The sequence below is a fragment of the Kribbella sp. CA-294648 genome (genome assembly GCF_050943845.1).
Taxonomy (GTDB): Bacteria; Actinomycetota; Actinomycetes; order Propionibacteriales; family Kribbellaceae; genus Kribbella.
Window position 1 is genome coordinate 4,684,381 of record NZ_CP191981.1, and the last position, 17,883, is coordinate 4,702,263.

General features: G+C 69.3%; 17 protein-coding genes. 3 read left to right on the forward strand and 14 right to left on the reverse strand.

What is annotated here, in order from left to right:
- Nucleotides 1-73: 73 nt before the first annotated feature.
- From ACQPYM_RS22260 to whiA, 7 genes are all read right to left on the reverse strand, one after another.
- Nucleotides 74-382 carry an RNA polymerase-binding protein RbpA gene (locus tag ACQPYM_RS22260; RefSeq protein ID WP_020384830.1) on the reverse strand — a complete coding sequence of 103 codons (309 nt, stop codon included), beginning with the start codon at nt 380-382 and terminating at the stop codon, nt 74-76.
- Between the two features lie 67 nt (nt 383-449).
- The gene (gene secG / locus ACQPYM_RS22265) at nt 450-683 is read right to left on the reverse strand and encodes a preprotein translocase subunit SecG (protein ID WP_433002889.1); all 234 of its coding nucleotides are present in this window, start codon (nt 681-683) and stop codon (nt 450-452) included.
- Entirely contained in the window at nt 680-1,495 is an 816-nt protein-coding gene (gene tpiA / locus ACQPYM_RS22270) for a triose-phosphate isomerase (RefSeq protein WP_433002892.1), read from the reverse strand. The genes secG and tpiA overlap by 4 nt, the downstream gene beginning before the upstream one ends.
- A 6-nt stretch (nt 1,496-1,501) precedes the next feature.
- Complete coding sequence (locus ACQPYM_RS22275; protein WP_433002895.1) at nt 1,502-2,704, reverse strand: phosphoglycerate kinase; 1,203 nt, start codon at nt 2,702-2,704, stop codon at nt 1,502-1,504.
- Between the two features lie 108 nt (nt 2,705-2,812).
- On the reverse strand, nt 2,813-3,817 hold the full coding sequence (gap, locus tag ACQPYM_RS22280) for a type I glyceraldehyde-3-phosphate dehydrogenase (RefSeq protein ID WP_020384834.1): 1,005 nt from the start codon (nt 3,815-3,817) through the stop codon (nt 2,813-2,815).
- 237 nt (nt 3,818-4,054) lie between these two features.
- Nucleotides 4,055-4,492 carry a hypothetical protein gene (locus tag ACQPYM_RS22285; RefSeq protein ID WP_433002899.1) on the reverse strand — a complete coding sequence of 146 codons (438 nt, stop codon included), beginning with the start codon at nt 4,490-4,492 and terminating at the stop codon, nt 4,055-4,057.
- A gap of 156 nt (nt 4,493-4,648) precedes the next feature.
- Complete coding sequence (gene whiA, locus ACQPYM_RS22290) at nt 4,649-5,632, reverse strand: DNA-binding protein WhiA (RefSeq protein ID WP_020384835.1); 984 nt, start codon at nt 5,630-5,632, stop codon at nt 4,649-4,651.
- Nucleotides 5,633-5,858: 226 nt separating this feature from the next.
- Between whiA and ACQPYM_RS22295 the strand changes: the two genes are divergently transcribed.
- Complete coding sequence (locus tag ACQPYM_RS22295) at nt 5,859-6,356, forward strand: SigE family RNA polymerase sigma factor (protein ID WP_433002903.1); 498 nt, start codon at nt 5,859-5,861, stop codon at nt 6,354-6,356.
- Nucleotides 6,353-7,825, forward strand: a complete 1,473-nt coding sequence (locus tag ACQPYM_RS22300) for a hypothetical protein (RefSeq protein ID WP_433002906.1) — start codon at nt 6,353-6,355, stop codon at nt 7,823-7,825. The genes ACQPYM_RS22295 and ACQPYM_RS22300 overlap by 4 nt, the downstream gene beginning before the upstream one ends.
- Here the strand turns inward: ACQPYM_RS22300 and ACQPYM_RS22305 are convergent.
- From ACQPYM_RS22305 to uvrC, 3 genes are read right to left on the reverse strand one after another with little or no spacing between them, the layout of a single operon-like run.
- A complete protein-coding gene (locus ACQPYM_RS22305) occupies nt 7,822-8,763 on the reverse strand; it encodes a gluconeogenesis factor YvcK family protein (RefSeq protein ID WP_360273394.1) in 942 nt (313 codons plus the stop codon). The two genes, ACQPYM_RS22300 and ACQPYM_RS22305, sit on opposite strands and share 4 nt — an antisense overlap.
- Nucleotides 8,760-9,626: an RNase adapter RapZ gene (gene rapZ, locus ACQPYM_RS22310; protein ID WP_360273391.1), complete on the reverse strand. Its 867-nt coding sequence runs from the start codon at nt 9,624-9,626 to the stop codon at nt 8,760-8,762. The genes ACQPYM_RS22305 and rapZ overlap by 4 nt, the downstream gene beginning before the upstream one ends.
- 6 nt (nt 9,627-9,632) lie before the next feature.
- Entirely contained in the window at nt 9,633-11,660 is a 2,028-nt protein-coding gene (gene uvrC, locus ACQPYM_RS22315; protein ID WP_433002910.1) for an excinuclease ABC subunit UvrC, read from the reverse strand.
- 363 nt (nt 11,661-12,023) lie between these two features.
- On the opposite strand from uvrC, the gene ACQPYM_RS22320 reads away from it, so the two are divergent.
- Nucleotides 12,024-13,268: a S8 family serine peptidase gene (locus ACQPYM_RS22320; RefSeq protein WP_433002913.1), complete on the forward strand. Its 1,245-nt coding sequence runs from the start codon at nt 12,024-12,026 to the stop codon at nt 13,266-13,268.
- Between the two features lie 54 nt (nt 13,269-13,322).
- Here ACQPYM_RS22320 and ACQPYM_RS22325 read toward each other — a convergent pair whose 3' ends face one another.
- The 4 genes from ACQPYM_RS22325 to ACQPYM_RS22340 form a co-directional block, all read right to left on the reverse strand.
- Nucleotides 13,323-13,847 (reverse strand): Rieske (2Fe-2S) protein, encoded by a 525-nt coding sequence (locus ACQPYM_RS22325; protein WP_433002916.1) that lies wholly within the window; start codon nt 13,845-13,847, stop codon nt 13,323-13,325.
- 165 nt (nt 13,848-14,012) lie between these two features.
- The gene (locus ACQPYM_RS22330; protein WP_433002919.1) at nt 14,013-15,473 is read right to left on the reverse strand and encodes a hypothetical protein; all 1,461 of its coding nucleotides are present in this window, start codon (nt 15,471-15,473) and stop codon (nt 14,013-14,015) included.
- A gap of 9 nt (nt 15,474-15,482) precedes the next feature.
- The gene (locus ACQPYM_RS22335; RefSeq protein ID WP_433002922.1) at nt 15,483-16,805 is read right to left on the reverse strand and encodes an EsaB/YukD family protein; all 1,323 of its coding nucleotides are present in this window, start codon (nt 16,803-16,805) and stop codon (nt 15,483-15,485) included.
- 25 nt (nt 16,806-16,830) lie between these two features.
- Nucleotides 16,831-17,883, reverse strand: coding sequence for a DUF6177 family protein (locus tag ACQPYM_RS22340; protein ID WP_433002925.1), 1,053 nt, complete (start codon nt 17,881-17,883; stop codon nt 16,831-16,833).

Below are 17,883 nucleotides of genomic sequence, written 5' to 3' on the forward strand. Positions count from 1 at the left end.
AGGCTGAGGTTCACGACGCGAGCCGGCCCGGGCTGATGGTGATCAGCTCGGGCCGGGTCGGCAGTGCTGCGAACTAGAAGATGATCTCGCCGCGCGCTCGGCGGGCGCGCAGCTTCTGCAGCGCCTCGTCGAGGATCTCCGCGGCTTCCTGCTCGCTGCGGCGTTCCTTCACGTACGCGAGATGGGTCTTGTACGGCTCGATCTTGGTGGGCGGCGGAGGGTTGTTGACGTCGGTGCTGGTCGGCAGACCACACCTCGGACAGTCCCATGCCTCCGGTACCGCTGCCTCGACCGCGAACACGGTCGCCGTCTCGTGCCCATTGGCACAGAAGAAGACGACCCGCTGACGGGGCGCGGTGTCGCCGCGCTCCGCCTCGCCCATCGGTCCGGCACCGACCCGGCTGCCACGAATTGCACTGCCACCACCAGCCACGGGAGCTACTCCCCTCTCAGCCGAGCTTGTACAGCAGGCCGAGCCCGACGATGGCAGCGAACCAGATCAGGCCTACGCCGATCGTGATCCGGTCCAGGTTCCGTTCGGCCACCGACGACCCGCCCATGCTGGACGAGACACCGCCGCCGAACAGGTCGGAAAGGCCACCACCGCGGCCTTTGTGCAGCAGCACGAGCAGCGTGAGGATCAGGCTGCAGAGGATCACGACGATCGAGAAAGCGAGAATCACGAGGAGTAGCCTAACTGAAGGTCAAGGTAACGGCAGATACCGGCGAACTCGTCCACCTTGAGGCTTGCTCCGCCCACCAGGCAGCCGTCGACATCCGGCTGGGCCATGATGCCACCTGCGCTGGCCATCTTCACCGATCCCCCGTAAAGAATCCGTACCGAGTCGGCCACCGACGGTGAAATCTCCTCCAGCCGGCCCCGGATCGCGGCGCAGACCTCCTGCGCGTCCTCGGGAGTCGCGACCTCGCCGGTCCCGATCGCCCAGACCGGTTCGTAGGCGATGACGACCTTGCGGACGTCGTCCGGCTTCAGCCCGGCCAGTGCGCCGTCGAGCTGGGCCAGCGTGTACTCGACGTGCTCGCCGGCCTTGCGGACCTCCAGGCCCTCGCCCACGCAGACGATCGGGACGATCCCGGCCGCCAGCGCCTTGGTCGCCTTCGCGTTGACCGTGGCGTCGTCCTCGCCGTGGTACTGCCGGCGCTCGGAGTGACCCGCGAGCACGTAGCTGCAGCCGAGCTTGGACAGCATCGCCGCGGAGATCTCCCCGGTGTACGCGCCGTCGTCGTGCACGGAGATGTCCTGCGCGCCGTAGACGATCTTCATCCGGTCACCGTCGACCAGCGTCTGCACGCTGCGGATGTCGGTGAACGGCGGCAGTACGGCGACCTCGACCCGCTCGAAGTCGTGCTTCTTGTCCTGCAGCGTCCAGCTCAGCTTCTGCAGCAGGTGCACGGCCTCGACGTGGTTCACATTCATCTTCCAGTTGCCCGCCATCAACGGCGTACGGGCAGCCGGAACCTCAGAGCCAGCCATTCCTTGTTACTCCTCTTCCAGAACAGCAAGACCCGGGAGCTCCTTGCCCTCCAGGTATTCCAGCGACGCACCGCCGCCGGTCGAGATGTGCCCGAACTGGTCGTCGGCGAAGCCCAGCTGCCGTACCGCGGCAGCCGAGTCGCCGCCGCCGACCACGCTGAGCCCGTCCACCTCGGTCAACGCCTGCGCGACGGCCTTGGTTCCACCGGCGAACGCCGCCATCTCGAAGACGCCCATCGGGCCGTTCCAGAACACCGTCTTCGCCGCGGCGATCTCGGCGGCGAAGGCCTTGCCGGAGTCCGGGCCGATGTCCAGGCCGAGCTGGTCGGCGGGAATCGCGTCCGCGGCGACCACCGTGGCCGGTGAGTCGGCCTTGAACTCGGGCGCGACCACGATGTCGGTCGGCAGCACGATCTCGACACCCTTGGCCTTCGCGTCCTCCAGGTAGCCCCGGACCGCGTCCAGCTGGTCTTCCTCGAGCAGGCTCTTGCCGACCTCGTGGCCCTGCGCCTTCAGGAAGGTGAACACCATGCCGCCACCGATCAGCAGCTTGTCCGCCTTGGCCAGCAGGTTGTCGATCACGGCGAGCTTGTCCGAAACCTTGGCGCCACCCAGTACTACGACGTACGGGCGGGCCGGCTCCTCGGTCAGCTTCTTCAGTACTTCGACCTCGGCGAGCACGAGCCCACCGGCCGCGTGCGGGAGCTTGCCGGCCACGTCGTACACGCTGGCCTGCTTGCGGTGCACGACACCGAAGCCGTCGCTGACGAACACGTCGGCCAGACCGGCGAGCTCCTCGGCCAGCGCGCCGCGCTCGGCCTCGTCCTTGCTCTCCTCGCGGGCGTCGTACCGGACGTTCTCGAGCAGCAGTACCTCGCCCTCGTCGAGCTCCTGGACGGCCTCCTGGGCGCTGTCACCGGTCACGTCGGTGGCGAACCGCACCTTGACGCCCTCGGGCTCCAGCAGCTCGCCCAGGCGCTTGGCGACCGGCGCCAGCGTGAACTCCGGGTTCGGCTTGCCCTTGGGCCGGCCGAGGTGGGCGGTCACGATCACCTTGGCGCCGGCCTTGGCCAGCTTCAGCAGGGTCGGCAGGCTGGCCCGGATGCGGCCGTCGTCGCCGATCTGGTCGCCCTTGATCGGCACGTTCAGGTCGGAGCGCACCAGCACCCGCAGGCCGGCCACGTCTCCGAGGTCATCGATTGCCCTCATAGATATCTCCTGAGCACAGTTCAGTTGTCCTCTGTCGAAACAGGCTTGCGCCCGAGTCCGGCTCGCGGTACGCGGGCCGTCATCGGACGCAAGCTGTGGAAAGGAACGTCAGAGCGAGGCGCCGACGTAGTTGACCAGGTCGACGAGGCGGTTGGAGTAACCCCACTCGTTGTCGTACCAGCCGACGACCTTGACCTGGTTGCCGAGCACCTTGGTCAGGCCCGCGTCGAAGATGCAGGACGCCGGGTCGGTGACGATGTCGCTCGACACGATCGGGTCCTCGGTGTAGCGCAGGTAGCCCTTGAGCGCACCCTCGGCCGCGGCCTTGACGGCGGCGTTGACCTCCTCGACCGAGGTCTCCCGGCCGACGGTGATGGTCAGGTCGGTGGCCGAGCCGGTCGGCACCGGGACGCGCAGCGCGTAGCCGTCCAGCTTGCCCTTGAGCTCGGGCAGGACCAGGCCGATCGCCTTCGCGGCACCGGTCGAGGTCGGCACGATGTTCAGGGCCGCGGCGCGGGCGCGACGCAGGTCCGAGTGCGGGCCGTCCTGCAGGTTCTGGTCCTGGGTGTAGGCGTGGATCGTGGTCATCAGGCCCTGCTGGATGACGAACTCGTCGTGGATGGCCTTGGCCATCGGCGCGAGGCAGTTCGTGGTGCAGGACGCGTTCGAGATGACCGTGTGCTGGTCGGCGTCGTACAGCTCGTGGTTGACGCCCATCACCACGGTCAGGTCCTCGTTCTTCGCCGGGGCGGAGATGATGACCTTCTTGGCGCCGTTGTCGGCGTGCGTCTTGGCCTTGGTGGCGTCGGTGAAGAAGCCGGTCGACTCGATCACCACGTCGGCGCCGACGTCGGACCACTTCAGGTTGGCGGGGTCGCGCTCGGCGAATGCCTTGAACGTGTGGCCGCCGACGGAGATGTCGGTCTCGGTCGCGGACACGTCGCCGGGGAAACGGCCCAGGATCGAGTCGTACTTCAGCAGGTGGGCCAGGGTCTGGTTGTCGGTCAAGTCGTTGACGGCGACGACCTCGATGTCGGCACCGGACGCCTGTACGGCGCGGAAGAAGTTACGGCCGATCCGGCCGAAGCCGTTGATACCTACGCGAACGGTCACGGGACTGCGTCTCCTCAGATCTAGCTTTTGAGCACTGCCGCTATGCCCGAAACACTAGCCCAACAGCCCACTCGACCCACTGGTACCGTCCACATCAGACCACCCTGACCCACCAGTAGCCTTCTGAGCAGACCACTGCGAACGACCGGCAACCCCGGAATTTCGTCCGCGGTCGCCGGTCGCACAGGAGAACTTCTCGCCGTCGGTGCTCGAGGGCGGGCTTTGCCCCGCGGACTCTCAGTGCTCCAGGGCCGGGTTGACCCCGCGGACTCCCGCGGCCTTCGCCCGGGCGCCGGCGGTGTCCGCCGCACCCTTCCCCGCATCGCCCGACGCCGAGCCGCGGCTCCCCGGTGCCGGCTGCCCGTCGTTGAGGAGACGCTTGGCAAGCTCCGCGTCCCCGGCCCTACCGAGACCCAGCTTGCCCGCCGCCTGAGTCAGTCGCCCGGGCTCAGCCCGAACCTCGCTGTCCGGCCAGCCGACGCCGGCGGTGCCGTCGGCGACGATGCTGTTCTGGCCGGTCGCCTGCGGGGCCGCCACCATGTTGCCCTGGTTGCCCTGTTGTTGCTCGCGAAGCTTGCGCATCTCCGCTTCGCGCTGCATCGCCTTGATCGCGTTCTCAGTTCTGACCCGTTCTAGGTCGTCCCTGGCCTTGGCCTCGTCTGATGCGTCGCCCATCGGGTCCTCAGTTTGTCGTCGGATGGAGTTTCCCCGTACGGCAATCCAAGCAGCGCAGAATCCCCGGTCAACCCGGGTCAGAACACGGTCCGGACACGATCACTCAGGAGCCGACCAGGCGGAGTCAGCGAGCCGAGGTCGGTCAGGCCGGGTCGGTCAGGCCGGGTCGAGCATGTCGGGGGTGAGGTTGGCTTCGGTGTTCGGGATGCCGAGGTCGGCGGCGCGCTTGTCGGCCATCGCCAGCAGCCGGCGGATCCGGCCCGCGACCGCGTCCTTGGTGAGCGCCGGCTCGTGCAGCTGACCGAGCTCTTCCAGGCTGGCCTGCTTGTGCTCCAGCCGCAGCTTGCCCGCCACCTGCAGGTGATCCGGTACGTCGTCGCCGAGGATCTCCAGTGCCCGCTCGACTCGCGCACCGGCAGCTACAGCAGCCCGCGCGGAGCGGCGCAGGTTCGCGTCGTCGAAGTTGGCCAGCCGGTTCGCGGTGGCGCGGACCTCGCGCCGCATCCGCCGCTCCTCCCAGGCCAGCACCGACTCGTGCGCGCCGAGGCGGGTCAGCAGCGCACCGATCGCGTCGCCGTCGCGGATCACCACGCGGTCAACGTTGCGCACCTCGCGGGCCTTCGAACCGATCCCGAGCCGCCGGGCCGCACCCACCAGCGCCAGCGCGGCCTCCGGACCGGGGCAGGTCACCTCGAGCGACGAGGACCGCCCGGGCTCGGTCAGTGAGCCGTGCGCCAGGAATGCGCCGCGCCAGGCCGCCACGGCGTCACAAGACGCCCCGGAGACGACAGCGGGCGGCAGGCCACGGACCGGGCGGCCGCGGTTGTCCACCAGGCCGGTCTGCCGCGCCAGCGCGTCGCCGTCGCGGACCACGCGGACGACGTACTTCGTCTGCTTGCGGATCCCGGACGGGGAGATCACCACGACGTCCGAGGGGTGCCCGAAGATCTCGGCGATGTCCTTGCGCAGCCGGCGGGCCGCGGCCCCGCTGTCGAGCTCGGCCTCCACCACGATCCGGCCGGACACGATGTGCAGACCGCCCGCGAACCGCAGGACGGAGGACACCTCGGCCTTGCGGCAACAGGGTTTCGTGACCTGGATGCTGGTCAGCTCGGACTTCACCTGTGCTGTCATCGCCATGTAGGGAATCCTCCCACTGCTGTCAAAGACCCTCGGAAGCCACTCGCTCCGCTCGCGGCGTGGTGAGGAACAAAGCTCGCTTCAGGCGCGGGGTGGTGGGGGTGCCGCTGGTGCGGGTGCGTGGTGGTCACTTGGTTTCCAACTGGTGGGTGGGGGTGCGTGTTACGGGTGGCGACAACCTTTCGGGTGGTTCGTTGCGTTACCTGGTCGGACGAGAGGAGTGGGGATGCGGAGACGCGACGAAGCGGACTTCACCGAGTTCGCTGCGGCCGCCCTGGGCAGGTTGCGACGAACGGCGTACCTGATGTGCGGTGACTGGCACCGGGCCGAGGATGCCGCGCAGGACGCGCTGGTACGGATCTACCGCCGGTGGGACAAGCTCCACCGGCAGGACGGCCTGAACACCTACGCGCACAAGGTGGTCGTCTCGGTGGTGCTCGACCAGGCGAGGCGGCCATGGCGCCGCGAGCACTCGACCGCCGAACCCGGCGAGCTGCCACGCCCCGACGGCGCCGGGATCGTCGACGACCGGCAGGTGGTCATCGCCGCGCTGGCCGGCATCCCGGCCGGCCAGCGGGCGTGCGTCGTACTGCGTCACTACGCCGACCTGAGCATCGAGGAGACAGCTCAGGTGCTCGGCATCTCGACCGGCACCGTCAAGAGCCAGACCTCCCGCGGCCTGATCCAGCTCCGCGAACTACTCGGCGAAAGAGCAGCATCATGACCGACCTCGAAGACCTGCTGGCAGCCGCCGCGGACGACACCGACCGGCCGACCCGGTACACCGTCGACGACATCGTCCGGCGCGGCCGCCGCTCGGTACGCCGCAGCCGGATCGCGATCGTCTCCACCGCGGCCTTCACCACGGTCGCCGTCATCGGCGGCCTGACCGCCTGGTCGAACACCCTGAACCAGAGCGACGGCCCGGCCGGTACGCCGAAGAACGAGACCATCACCGTCGACGCCAAGACCGGCCGCGTGGTCGACAACGAGTCCGGCAAGACGGCCCAGGCACCACCGCCGGTGAGCCCGCTGTCCGACGCCGAGGTACTGAAGCGCTGCAAGGATTCCGACGTCCAGTACGTGACGTCCATGCAGCGGCTTGGCGCCAACACCTTCGACAAGGCCGGCCCGATCGATGCCCGCTGGACGGTGCTCGTGAAGAGCGGTGACCAGCAGCGGCTGCAGGCGCTCTTCCTCGCACCGGACAAGTCGATCGTCTCCACCTGCACGATGGAGGGCCCGGAGCGGGGCAAGACCCACGGGCGTTACAGCACGACCCAGGTTTTCTCAGCGGGCAAGGCTTCGAAGGACCAGCGGCCACAGGCCGTGCAGGGGAACGTCCGGGTGCCCGTCGACGGCGCTACCCAGGTGCTGGTGAACCTGGCCGGCGAGGCGGCGCCGCGGCTCGCCCTGGTCGGTCCCGAGGGCTTCTTCACGCTCGGATATCCCACCTGGGACGAGGCCTACAAGACGGCGGGAAAGACGGCGCCGGAGGAGTGGCAGCCGTCAGTCCAGCGGGTCAGGGCGTACGACGCCGCAGGTCAGCGTTTGTACGACTGGAAGTACCAGAAGATCGAGATCTCGAAGCCGACCCCGGTCCCGGCGAGCGTGAAGATCACGCTGCAGCCGGCGATCACGCCCGAGGTGGAACTGACCGAGGACCCGGAGACCGGGAAGCCGCTGGTGGCGACGCCGCCGGTCAGCCCGGAGTCCGACGACCGGATCCGGACCAGGTGCAGGAAGCCGGACGACGCCTACTTCACGGCCGGCCCGGCCGGTGACCGGCGGACGACCGACGCCGGGAAGATCTCACCCGACTGGCAGGTGGTCCTGAAGACAGGGACCGGGATCGACTTCACCGCCCTGCTCGTCTCTCCCGGCGACAACGTCGTCATGTGGTGCCACATGTACAACAAGGCCGACAACTACGACTACGGCCGCTCGGGCGTCCCGGCCACCGGGAAGTTCGGGATCCAGCTGGAGTGGGGGCAGGTCCCCGACGGGGTGGCGCAGATCATCGTGGACCTGCCGAAGATCGGCCCGGTCAAGGCGCTGATCTCCAACGGCTACTTCATCTGGGGCCTGACCGGCGGGAACTCCGACATCAAGAACGTCCGGATCCGCGGCTACGACGCGCAGGGCGAAAAGGTCTACGACGCCAAGCACGACGTCGATGCCGACGCCCGTTAGACCAGAAGCTCGCGGTAGAGCTTGGCGAGTTTGCCCGGATCGTGCCGCAGGTGCTGGCCGTCGTCGGCGATGTCGGCGACGACCAGCTCGGCCCCGAGTCCCTCCGCTGTCCGGCGCAGCGACTCGGGGTCCGGCACGTGTCCTTCGTCGGCGAGCACCACGTCGATCCGCAGATCGGGCGCGTGCGCGGCCAGTACTTCGAGGTGCGTCTCCGGGGAGAACCCGTCCGTCTCGCCCTTCTGCTCACCGAGGTTCAGGGTGAGCAGCCGGCGCGCGGTGGTCTGCTCCAGTCCGCGGCACAACGCCGGGACGAGCAGGTTCGGGATCACCGAGGTGAACCAGGAACCGGGACCGACCACGACCCAGTCGGCCTCCGCGATCGCGACCAGCGCCTCTGGGCAGGCCGGTGGGTCGGCCGGGTCGAGGGCGACGTCCACCACGTGACCTTCTGTGGTCGCGACCTCCGCCTGGCCGCGGATCTCCGTGATCGCCTGCGGATGCGCGGGATCGAGACCGAGCACCCGTGCGGTGATGTCCAGCGGCACGGCCGACATCGGCAGCACCCGGCCTTGGGCGCCGAGCAGTCTGGCCACCCAGTCCAGTCCGTCAACGGCCTCGCCCAGTAGCTCCCACAAAGCCACGATGAGCAGATTGCCGACCGCATGGTCGTGCAACTCACCATCACTGCGGAAGCGGTGCTGCAGGACGTCGGCCCAGGTGCGGCCCCACTCGTCGTCGCGACACAACGCGGCCAGCGCCATCCGCAGGTCCCCCGGCGGCAGCACGCCGAGCTCCTTGCGGAGCCGGCCCGAGGAGCCGCCGTTGTCGGCGACCGTGACGACGGCGGTCAGCTGGTCGGTGACCTGCCGCAGCGCGGACAGCGAGGCGGCGAGGCCATGCCCGCCGCCCAGTGCAACGACACGTGGAGCTCTTGTCACTCCCGCCCCAGATCCCTGTGGACGACCAACGTCGGTGACCCCTTCTCCCGCAGCCGTTTCGCGATCTCCTCGGCCATCGCGACGCTCCGGTGCTTTCCACCGGTGCAGCCGATCGCGACCGTGACGAACCGCTTGCCCTCGTTCAGATACCCGGTCCGCAGCGTGTCCAGCACGTCCACATAGTTCTGCAGGAACTGCTGGGCCAGCGGATGACCGAGCACGAAGTCTGACACAGGCTTGTCCTGGCCCGTCATCGGGCGCAGGTCGGGCTGCCAGTACGGGTTCGGCACGAACCGCATGTCGGCCACCACGTCGGCGTCGACCGGGATGCCGTACTTGAACCCGAACGACACCACGGTGGCCCGCAGCTCGGCGTTCTCCTCGTCGCCGAAGCCGTTCACGATCTTCGCGGCGAGCTGGTGGATGTTCAGGTTGGAGGTGTCGATCACCATGTCGGCGCCGGCCCGGATGTCGCCGAGCAGCTCGCGTTCGCGCTGGATCCCGGTCAGCAGCCGGCCCTCACCCTGCAGCGGGTGCGGCCGCCGGACGCTCTCCTGCCGGCGCACGATGACGTCGTCGGAGGCCTCCAGGAACAGCGTCACCGGCCGGTAGCCCTTGGCCCGCAGGTCCTCGATGGCGGCGCCGAGCTCGTCGAAGAACATCCCGGTCCGGACGTCCACGACGATCGCAAGCCGGGGTGAGGCGCCGGTGCCGACCACCTGCTCGACGATCGTGGTCAGGAACATCGGTGGCAGGTTGTCGACCACGAACCAGCCGAGGTCTTCCAGTACGTCCGCGACCGAGCTCCGTCCCGCGCCGGACATCCCGGACACGATGATGAGGTTGCCGCTCGACTCGTCCATCAGTTCTCAGTTCTCCCCGTTCAGGTCCCCGCTGGTCAGACCGGTGAGGTCCGGCCCGTCGTCGTCCAGTATCTCGCCCGTCGCGGTGTTGACCGACGGCGCCCGACCGGTGTCGGCCTTCGTTGCCGCCGAATTCACTGCCAGTACGACGGACTCGGCCGTCCGCCGGCCGAAACCGGGCAGTTCGGCCACCTCGTCGATCGTCGCCTGGCGCAACTTCTTCAGCGAGCCGAAGTGTTTGAGCAGCGTCTTGCGGCGGACCTCGCCGAGACCGGCGACCTCGTCCAGCACGCTCTCCACCATCGACTTCGACCGCCGGTTGCGGTGATGGGTGATGGCGAACCGGTGGGCCTCGTCGCGCAGCCGCTGCAGCAGGTAGAGGCCTTCCGAAGTACGGGAGAAGATGACCGGGTCCTCGTCGTCGGGCAGCCAGACCTCTTCGAGCCGTTTGGCCAGGCCGCAGACCGGGATGTCGCCGAGGCCGAGCTCGTCCATCGCCTGGCGAGCGGCCGCGACCTGAGGTGGACCGCCGTCGACGACGACCAGTCCGGGCGTGTAGGCGAACTTCTTCGCCCGGCCCGTCTCCGGATCGACCAGGTACGCCGTGGGGTCCTCCCCCACCGGGATGTCGGCGCGGTCTTCCAGCATCCGCTTGAACCGCCGGGTCAGTACCTCGGCGATCGAGGCGACGTCGTTCTGCCCGTCGACCCCCTTGATCACGAACCGCCGGTACTCGCTCTTGCGTGGCAGGCCGTCCTCGAAGACGACCATCGACGCGACCACCTCGGTGCCCTGCAGGTTCGAGACGTCGTAGCACTCCATCCGCAGCGGCGCCTCGGGCAGATCGAGGGCCGCCTGGATCTCCTCCAGGGCAAGGTTCCGCGTGGTCAGATCGCTGGCCCGCTTGGTCTTGTGCATCGTCAGCGTCTGCAGCGCGTTCCGCTCGACGGTCGCCATCAGGTCCTTCTTGTCACCGCGCTGCGGCACCCGGATCGCGACCCGGGAACCGCGCAGCTCCGACAGCCACTCGACCAGCGCCTCCTCGCCCGCGGGCAGGGTCGGCACCAGGATCTCGCGCGGAATCGCGTCAGCGGTCTCACTGGCGTACATCTGCTGGATGAACCGCTCGACCAGGTCGGCGGTCGTCGCGTCACCGTCGGCCTTGTCCGCGATCCAGCCCCGCTGACCGCGAATCCGCCCACCCCGCACATAGAAGATCTGTACGGCGACCTCGAGCGGGTCCTCCGACAGCGCGATCACGTCCGTGTCGGTCCCGTCGCCGAGCACCACCGCGTTCTTCGCCAGCGCCTTGTCCAGCGCGCTCAGGTCGTCGCGGATCTTCGCGGCCCGCTCGTACTCCAGCTCGGCCGCTGCCGCCTTCATCTCCTTCTCCAGCCGGCGCACGTACGTCGCGGTCTGGCCGGACAGGAACGCGGAGAAGTCCTCGACGATCTTGCGGTGCTCGTCCTGGCTGACCTGGCCGGTGCAGGGCGCGGCGCACTTGCCGATGTAGCCGAGCAGGCAGGGCCGGCCGATCTGGCGGTGCCGGTTGAAGACGCCCTTGCTGCAGGAGCGCATCGGGAACACCCGCAACAGCAGGTCGACCGTCTCCCGGATCGCCCACGCGTGACTGTACGGACCGAAGTACCGGACGCCCTTCTTCTTGGGGCCGCGGCCGACCATCACCCGCGGGTACTCCTCGTTCAGGGTGATCGCGAGCCAGGGGTAGGACTTGTCGTCGCGGTACTTCACGTTGAAGCGCGGGTCGTACTCCTTGATCCAGGAGTACTCCAGTTGCAGCGACTCGACCTCGTTGGCCACCACCGTCCAGTCGACCTTGGCCGCCGTGGTCACCATCGTCTGGGTCCGCGGGTGCAGGTTGACCACGTCCTGGAAGTACGACGACAGCCGGGACCGCAGGTTCTTCGCCTTGCCGACATAGATAACCCGCCCGGCGGCGTCGCTGAAGCGGTACACACCAGGTGAGTCGGGGATCGACCCGGGAGCGGGACGGTAGGAGGAAGGATCAGCCACCGGCCCAGCCTAGTGCCCTACCTCCGACATTCCATGAGCGATAGCGGTGTTCAGGTGCGTGCATCGCGGTGCTGGAGGAGCGTGCTCGATGCGAAGCATCGTGGATGCTTCGCCAGTGCCGCGAGGTGCGTGCCTGGGCGCCGCTAGCGCCATGGAATGTCGGAGGTAGGGCACTAGGTTCGGCGCACCGACAACGACCGACCGACCTCACGATCGCGCGGAGATCGTGTTGCGGCTTACCTCATACTGCTCGTTTGATCCCCGATTGGGATGGGCGCGATCCGTAACTTGTCACCCAGGGTTGACGTGCAGGATCCGAGCGTGAGGCAACCGGGCCCGCGCTGACTCGAGGGAGCTCCGCCCATGTCCCCAGTGACACCACCCCGTCGGTTGAGGACCGCCATCGGCGCCACGGCCGCCGCCGCGATCGCGGCAGCCGGTCTGGTCGCCACCACGACCACCAGTCATGCCGGTCCCATCCCGGCGGAGGCCCCAACCGCCTCCGTCCGTGGGGCCGGCAGCACGTCCGCCATCCCCGGCACCTACGTCGTCGTACTGTCCGGTGCCCGGTCGGCCGTCGAGACGCGGGCGACCACGCAGAGCCTGTCGGCGTCGTACGACGCGAAGGTGCGCAAGCAGTTCAGTGCGTCCATCAAGGGTTTCTCGGCGAGCATGACGCCCGAGCAGGCCCAGAAGATGGCCGGCGACTCGCGGGTCGCGTTCGTCCAGCAGAACCAGAAGTTCACCGCCAACCAGGACAATCCGCCGTGGGGCCTGGACCGGTCCGACCAGCGGGACCTGCCGCTGGACAAGAAGTTCGAGCCGGCGGCGCCCGCCGACAACGTCAACGTGTACGTGATCGACACCGGCATCTACCCCGCGCACAAGGACTTCGGCGACCGCGCGTCGGTCGGCACGGACACCGTCGGCGACGGCCAGAACGGCGTCGACTGCATGGGTCACGGCACGCACGTGGCCGGCACCGTCGCCGGGACGACCTTCGGGCTGGCCAAGGGCGCGAAGATCTTCGGCGTCCGGGTGCTCGACTGCAACGGCTCGGGCTCGACCGAGAGCGTCGTGGCCGGGATCGAGTGGGTGACGGCGAACGCGAAGAAGCCGGCCGTCGCGAACATGAGCCTCGGCGGCGGCGCCGACGCGGCACTGGACGCGGCGGTGAAGAAGTCGGTCGACTCCGGCGTCACCTATGCCGTTGCGGCAGGCAACGATTCGTCGGACGCCTGCGGCAGCTCACCGGCCAAGGAGCCGTCGGCGATCACGGTCGGCGCGACCGACGACAAGGACGCCAAGGCGACGTTCTCCAACTGGGGCAAGTGCCTCGACCTGTTCGCGCCCGGCGTGGACGTCGAGTCGGCCGGCATCACCTCGCCGGACTCGACGGCCAAGATGAGCGGTACGTCGATGGCGACCCCGCACGTGGCCGGTGCCATCGCGCTGTACCTAGGCGCGCACCCGGAGGCCAAGCCGGCCGACGTAGCCACCGCGCTGCTCGGCGCGTCGACCGCGGACAAGGTCGGCGAACCGGGCACGGGCTCGCCGAACAAGCTGCTGTACGCCGGCAAGGTCGACCCGGCGGTGGGACAGAACTGAGTCGGTAAAAGGCAGGCCCGGCCGCTGTCGGCCGGGCCTGTCCGTTGTGCTGGGTCAGGCGGGGCCGAGAATGTTGCCGCCCTGGACCGTCACCTGGATCGGCGCCAGCGGCGAGGTCGCGGGACCGGCCTTCACGCTGCCGTCCTCGACGCTGAACTTGCTGCCGTGGCACGGGCAGTTGATGGTGTTGTTCTCCACCGTCTTGACCGGGCAGCCCTTGTGCGTGCAGATCGCCGAGAAGCCCTTGTACTCACCGGCTTTCGGCTGGGTCACCACGATCTTGTCGGCGAACACCTTGCCGCCGCCGACCGGGACGTCGCTGACCGGACCGAGCACCGCTCCCCCGCCACCGCTGGACGGCGGAGCGGACGAGGCAGGGGTCGACGCCGGTGCCGAGGTCGGTGCGGAGCTGGTGCCGCCCGTGGTCGGCGTACCGCCGGCGGCGCCGTCGTCACCGCACGCTGCGAGCAGCGGAACGCTGACGCCCGCCAGGCCGACCACTGCCGCGCCGCGCAGCACCGCCCGCCGGTCGCGCAAGGTGTCGATCGCTCGGCCGAGTTCTGCCGTGTTGTCGCTCATGAATCTGGACCTCCAGGAGCCTGCTGGCAAGTAGTTGAACGCTTGGCATTTAGCTTTCTACCGGACCCGGCCAAAAATCGGCCGAAAGACGCGGCCGCGGACGGGTCACAACCACACACACGGCCGAATCAGCAGGTCGGTTCAGCCGCTGGTGCAGAAAACCTGTCAGCCGGCGGTGGTCCGGGTGACCACACCGACCACCCGGGCGGCCAGGTCCAGGACCGCGCGGCGGGTCTCCGCCTGCAGCTGCTCCGTGCGCAGCGGCCAGGCTTGCGCGACGTGCAGGTCGTACGGGATCACGACCGGATCGAGACCGCGCTGGCGGAACGCCTCGACCAGCCAGCGGACCGATTCCGGGTCGACGTTCTGGGTGATCGTGATGACGATGATGCCGCGGGTCAGCAGCACGTCCTGACCGGCCGGCGTGAGCTGGTCCAGCTGCCCCAGCGCGTACGTCGCGATGTGCTGGATCGACGGTACGACAAGCACCGTCGCGTGGCCGTTGGTGGCCAGCTCGGTACTGATCTCGCCGAACATCGTGTCCGGGCAGTCGACGACGGCCAGTCCTACGTCCCGGGCGCCCTGGCCCTGGACCTCGGCCAGCGTGCTCCGGACCGACTCGACCGTGGTCTCGCTGCGGACCAGGCTCACTCCCTCGAGAGCGCCCGAGCCTGGAGCTCGCTCGAGCCGACGGGAGAGCTCCGCCTCCGTCGGGTCGGCGTCGACCGCGACCACCCGGTCCGCGCGCTGTGCTGACAGGACACTGGCCAGCAAGGCGGTGACGGTCGACGTACCGGCACCGGTCACCGGGCTGAGGACGCCGACCCTGCGCATGATCGCGATCGGGCGGCGGACCGCGGCGATGTTGTCGACGTCGCGCTGCATCTGACCGGATGCGCCCACCAGGTAGGCCGCCTCCGACGCGATGCGACGGAACCGTTTGAAGACTCCCCCGGAGTCAGGTTCCGGCTGCGGCGCTCCCCAGCCTGTCTGGGTCTGTGGCGGCTGCTGCTGGTACTGCGGCGCGGCCTGGCCGGGTGGTTGCTGGTGGTACGGCGGCAGGGCCTGGTAGGCGCCGTCGGCGTACGGCGCCTGCTGGTACGCCGGTGGCTGCTCGTAAGGCGGGGCAGGCTGAGGCGGCGGGTACTGCTCGTACGGCGCCGGCCGGTACGGCGGAACCTGTCCCGGCGGGCCCTGCTGGTACTGCGGCGGCGGTGGCTGCTGCGGTGGGTAGGGCTGCTGCGGTGGGTAGGGCTGCTGCTGCGGCGGAGGCTGCTGGTACTCCGGCTGCGGCGGGTACGGCTGCTGCTGTGGCGGCGGTGGGTAGCCCTGCTGTGGTGGGTGCGGCTGCTGCGGCGGCGGTGGGTAACCCTGCGGCGGACCTTGCTGCGGCGGGTACTGCTGCGGTGGAGGCTGCTGCGGTGGAGGCTGCTGGTAGCCCGGCGGCGGTGGGTACTGCGGAGGCGGTGGCTGACTGGGGGCGACCGGGGGCACGGGCTGCTGCCCCGGTGCCGGCGGTGGTGCTGCCTGGCCCGGGGCAACGTCGGCGTTGTCAGGTTGTTCGCCGGCCGACTGCTCCGCCGTGATGCGGCGCAGCATGTCGCCCTGCCAGTCAGAATCAGTCATGCCATCCGGTCAGAAAGCTTGCAGCAGGTCGGAATAGACGCCGAAGACCCCCAGCGCCAAGGGCACGGTCACGATGATCGCACCGACCTCAACATAGTCGAGCAGCTGGGTGAGCCGCGCGCGAACATGCTCCGCCGGTGCGAAACTGAGACCGAAGGCGCAGACCATCACCACCACGACCAGCAGCCCGAGGGCGATGAACGCGCCGCCCTGGCCCTTCACCGCCGCGATCAGTACGCAGCCGGCGACCACGGTGAAGGACGCCGCGAACAGCACCGCGACCTCACTGACCAGCGGATACAGCCGCGACCGCGAAGCCAGCAGGAGCGCCAGCACCAGCGCGAGACCGATGGCCCAGGCCGAGCCGTCGCGCACCAGCATCACGCCGGCCACCGCGGACGACACCCCGATCGGGACCGTCGCCAGCGCCAGACCGAGGTGCGCCGCGTTCAACGCGCTCCGGACGTCACCGCGCATGATCTCCTGCCCGGCAGCCCGCCGGTCGTCCAAGCGCGACAGACCCGACAACGCCAGCGCCAGGCGCGGCAGCAGGCCCAGCAAGAGCACAGCAAGCAGAGCGGCCAGCGCACCGACCCGGCCGGCCGCCAGACCGGATCCGAGGCCGACCATCCAGACAGCGACGAACAGCACCGCGGTCGCACCCGCGACCACGCCGCCACCGGCAAGACCCGCGCAGGCGAAGATCAGCGGCCCGAAGCTCAGGCACAACGCCGCCGACGTCACCACGAGCCCGGTCTCCCAGCCCGCGTCAGCGGCCCAGAACCCGGCTGTCACCGCCAGCACCAGCGTGGTGATGGTGACGAGCGGGAAGGCGACGACCGTGTTTCCGCCGCGGCCGAGCACGATCCCGGCGAACGCGCAGATCGCGGCGAGTACCAGCAGGACGGCGCCGACCGGCACGACCGGCGCGGCGATCAGCAGAGACACCGCGGCAGCGAGCGCGGAGAACACCAGACCGGCACCGGCCAGGATCCGGCGGTGCTTGGGCGAGAAGCTCGCGCCGCGCCGCTTCAGGTCCTCGACGGCCTCTTCGGTCACGTCGTACACGGTCGGCGGCGGGGGCAGCTCGCCCTCGGCCGCGAGGCGCAGTACGGCGCCGTCGGTGATCTGGGCACTGCTCAAGGTGCCCTCCGGCGGGACCAGCGTGCCCGCGGCGGTGGTCAGGAACCGCCGCTGCGGCGTCGGCTGCATCGGCTCGTCCAGCAGCCGGAGCAGGTCGGGGAGCAGTACGCCGAGCGGCTCGTCGGCGGGCAGCACGGCATCCATCCGCTTCCGCTGCCCGATCACCGTGACCCGGCTGTACACGCTCATCGAATTCCTCGCTTCTGGTGGTTCGTCACCGCTGACCGGCCGCAACGTCGGCCGGGATCAGCTTCTTCATCAGGGCCGCGTACTTCTCCCAGTCCTTCGGCTCGCGCCCGTTCCCGATCGGGTACCAGATCGCGGGCGAGTGCGCCGGACCGATCGCCAGGGCCCGGCTGATGCCCGGGACCTTGACCATCTCCGCGACGCTCGACGCCTGGACCGCCTCGTTGCCGGCGGCCACGCCGATCGGGCAGGCCATCCCGACGAAGCGCGGCTGGTAGGTGCCGTCCGCGGCGCCGTGCGAGCCCATCACCATCGCCGAGATCAGCTCGAAGTGGTCCGCGATGTCGTCGATCCACCGGCCGACCTCGTTCACGTCCGGGAAGTCCATCCCGGGCTGCGCCACCGCCAGCGTCACCGTCTCGTCCAGCCCGGACTTGGTCCGGCGTGCCTCGAGCGTGCCGACCGACGGCTTGTACTCCGCACCCGGCTGTCCGGCCAGGATCAACCAGGTCGGCTCCGGCGCCCGGCCCCGGCAGTACTCCGTCAGCGCGTCCGGGCTCCACGGCTGGGTCACCGGCTCGGAGGTCGCCCAGCCGGCCGGCCCGATCCCGGTGGCCGCGGTGAACAGCCGCTCGGCGACCCGGCCCAGGACGAGGCTCTGGACCGGCTTGTGCCGGACCCGAACGGTGAACTGAAGCTGGCCGAAGGGCTCCTCCTGGACCACGAAGTCCGGGTGCAGGTCCGAGTTCGGCTGCCCGCGCTCGGCGGCGACCGACCGGGCCAGGAACATGTCCCCGTTCCACTTCAGCTTGACGCCGTTCAGCCCGTCGAAGTACTCGCCGTCCGAACCGGTGACGACCCAGCGCGAGTACGGGCCACGGAACAGCGTCGACCGGACCGGCCAGGTCAGCCGGGAGGTCAGCGGAGTGACCAGCTGGACGTCCCGCCCGGCCGCTTTGGCCGAGGTCAGCGCGTCGGTGAGCCAGGCCGACATGCCGATCACCGGACGGTCCTGCATGACGACGGCAACCTTCTCGGTGATCAGGTCGACACCAGGGCTGAAGATCAGGTCTTGCGGCAT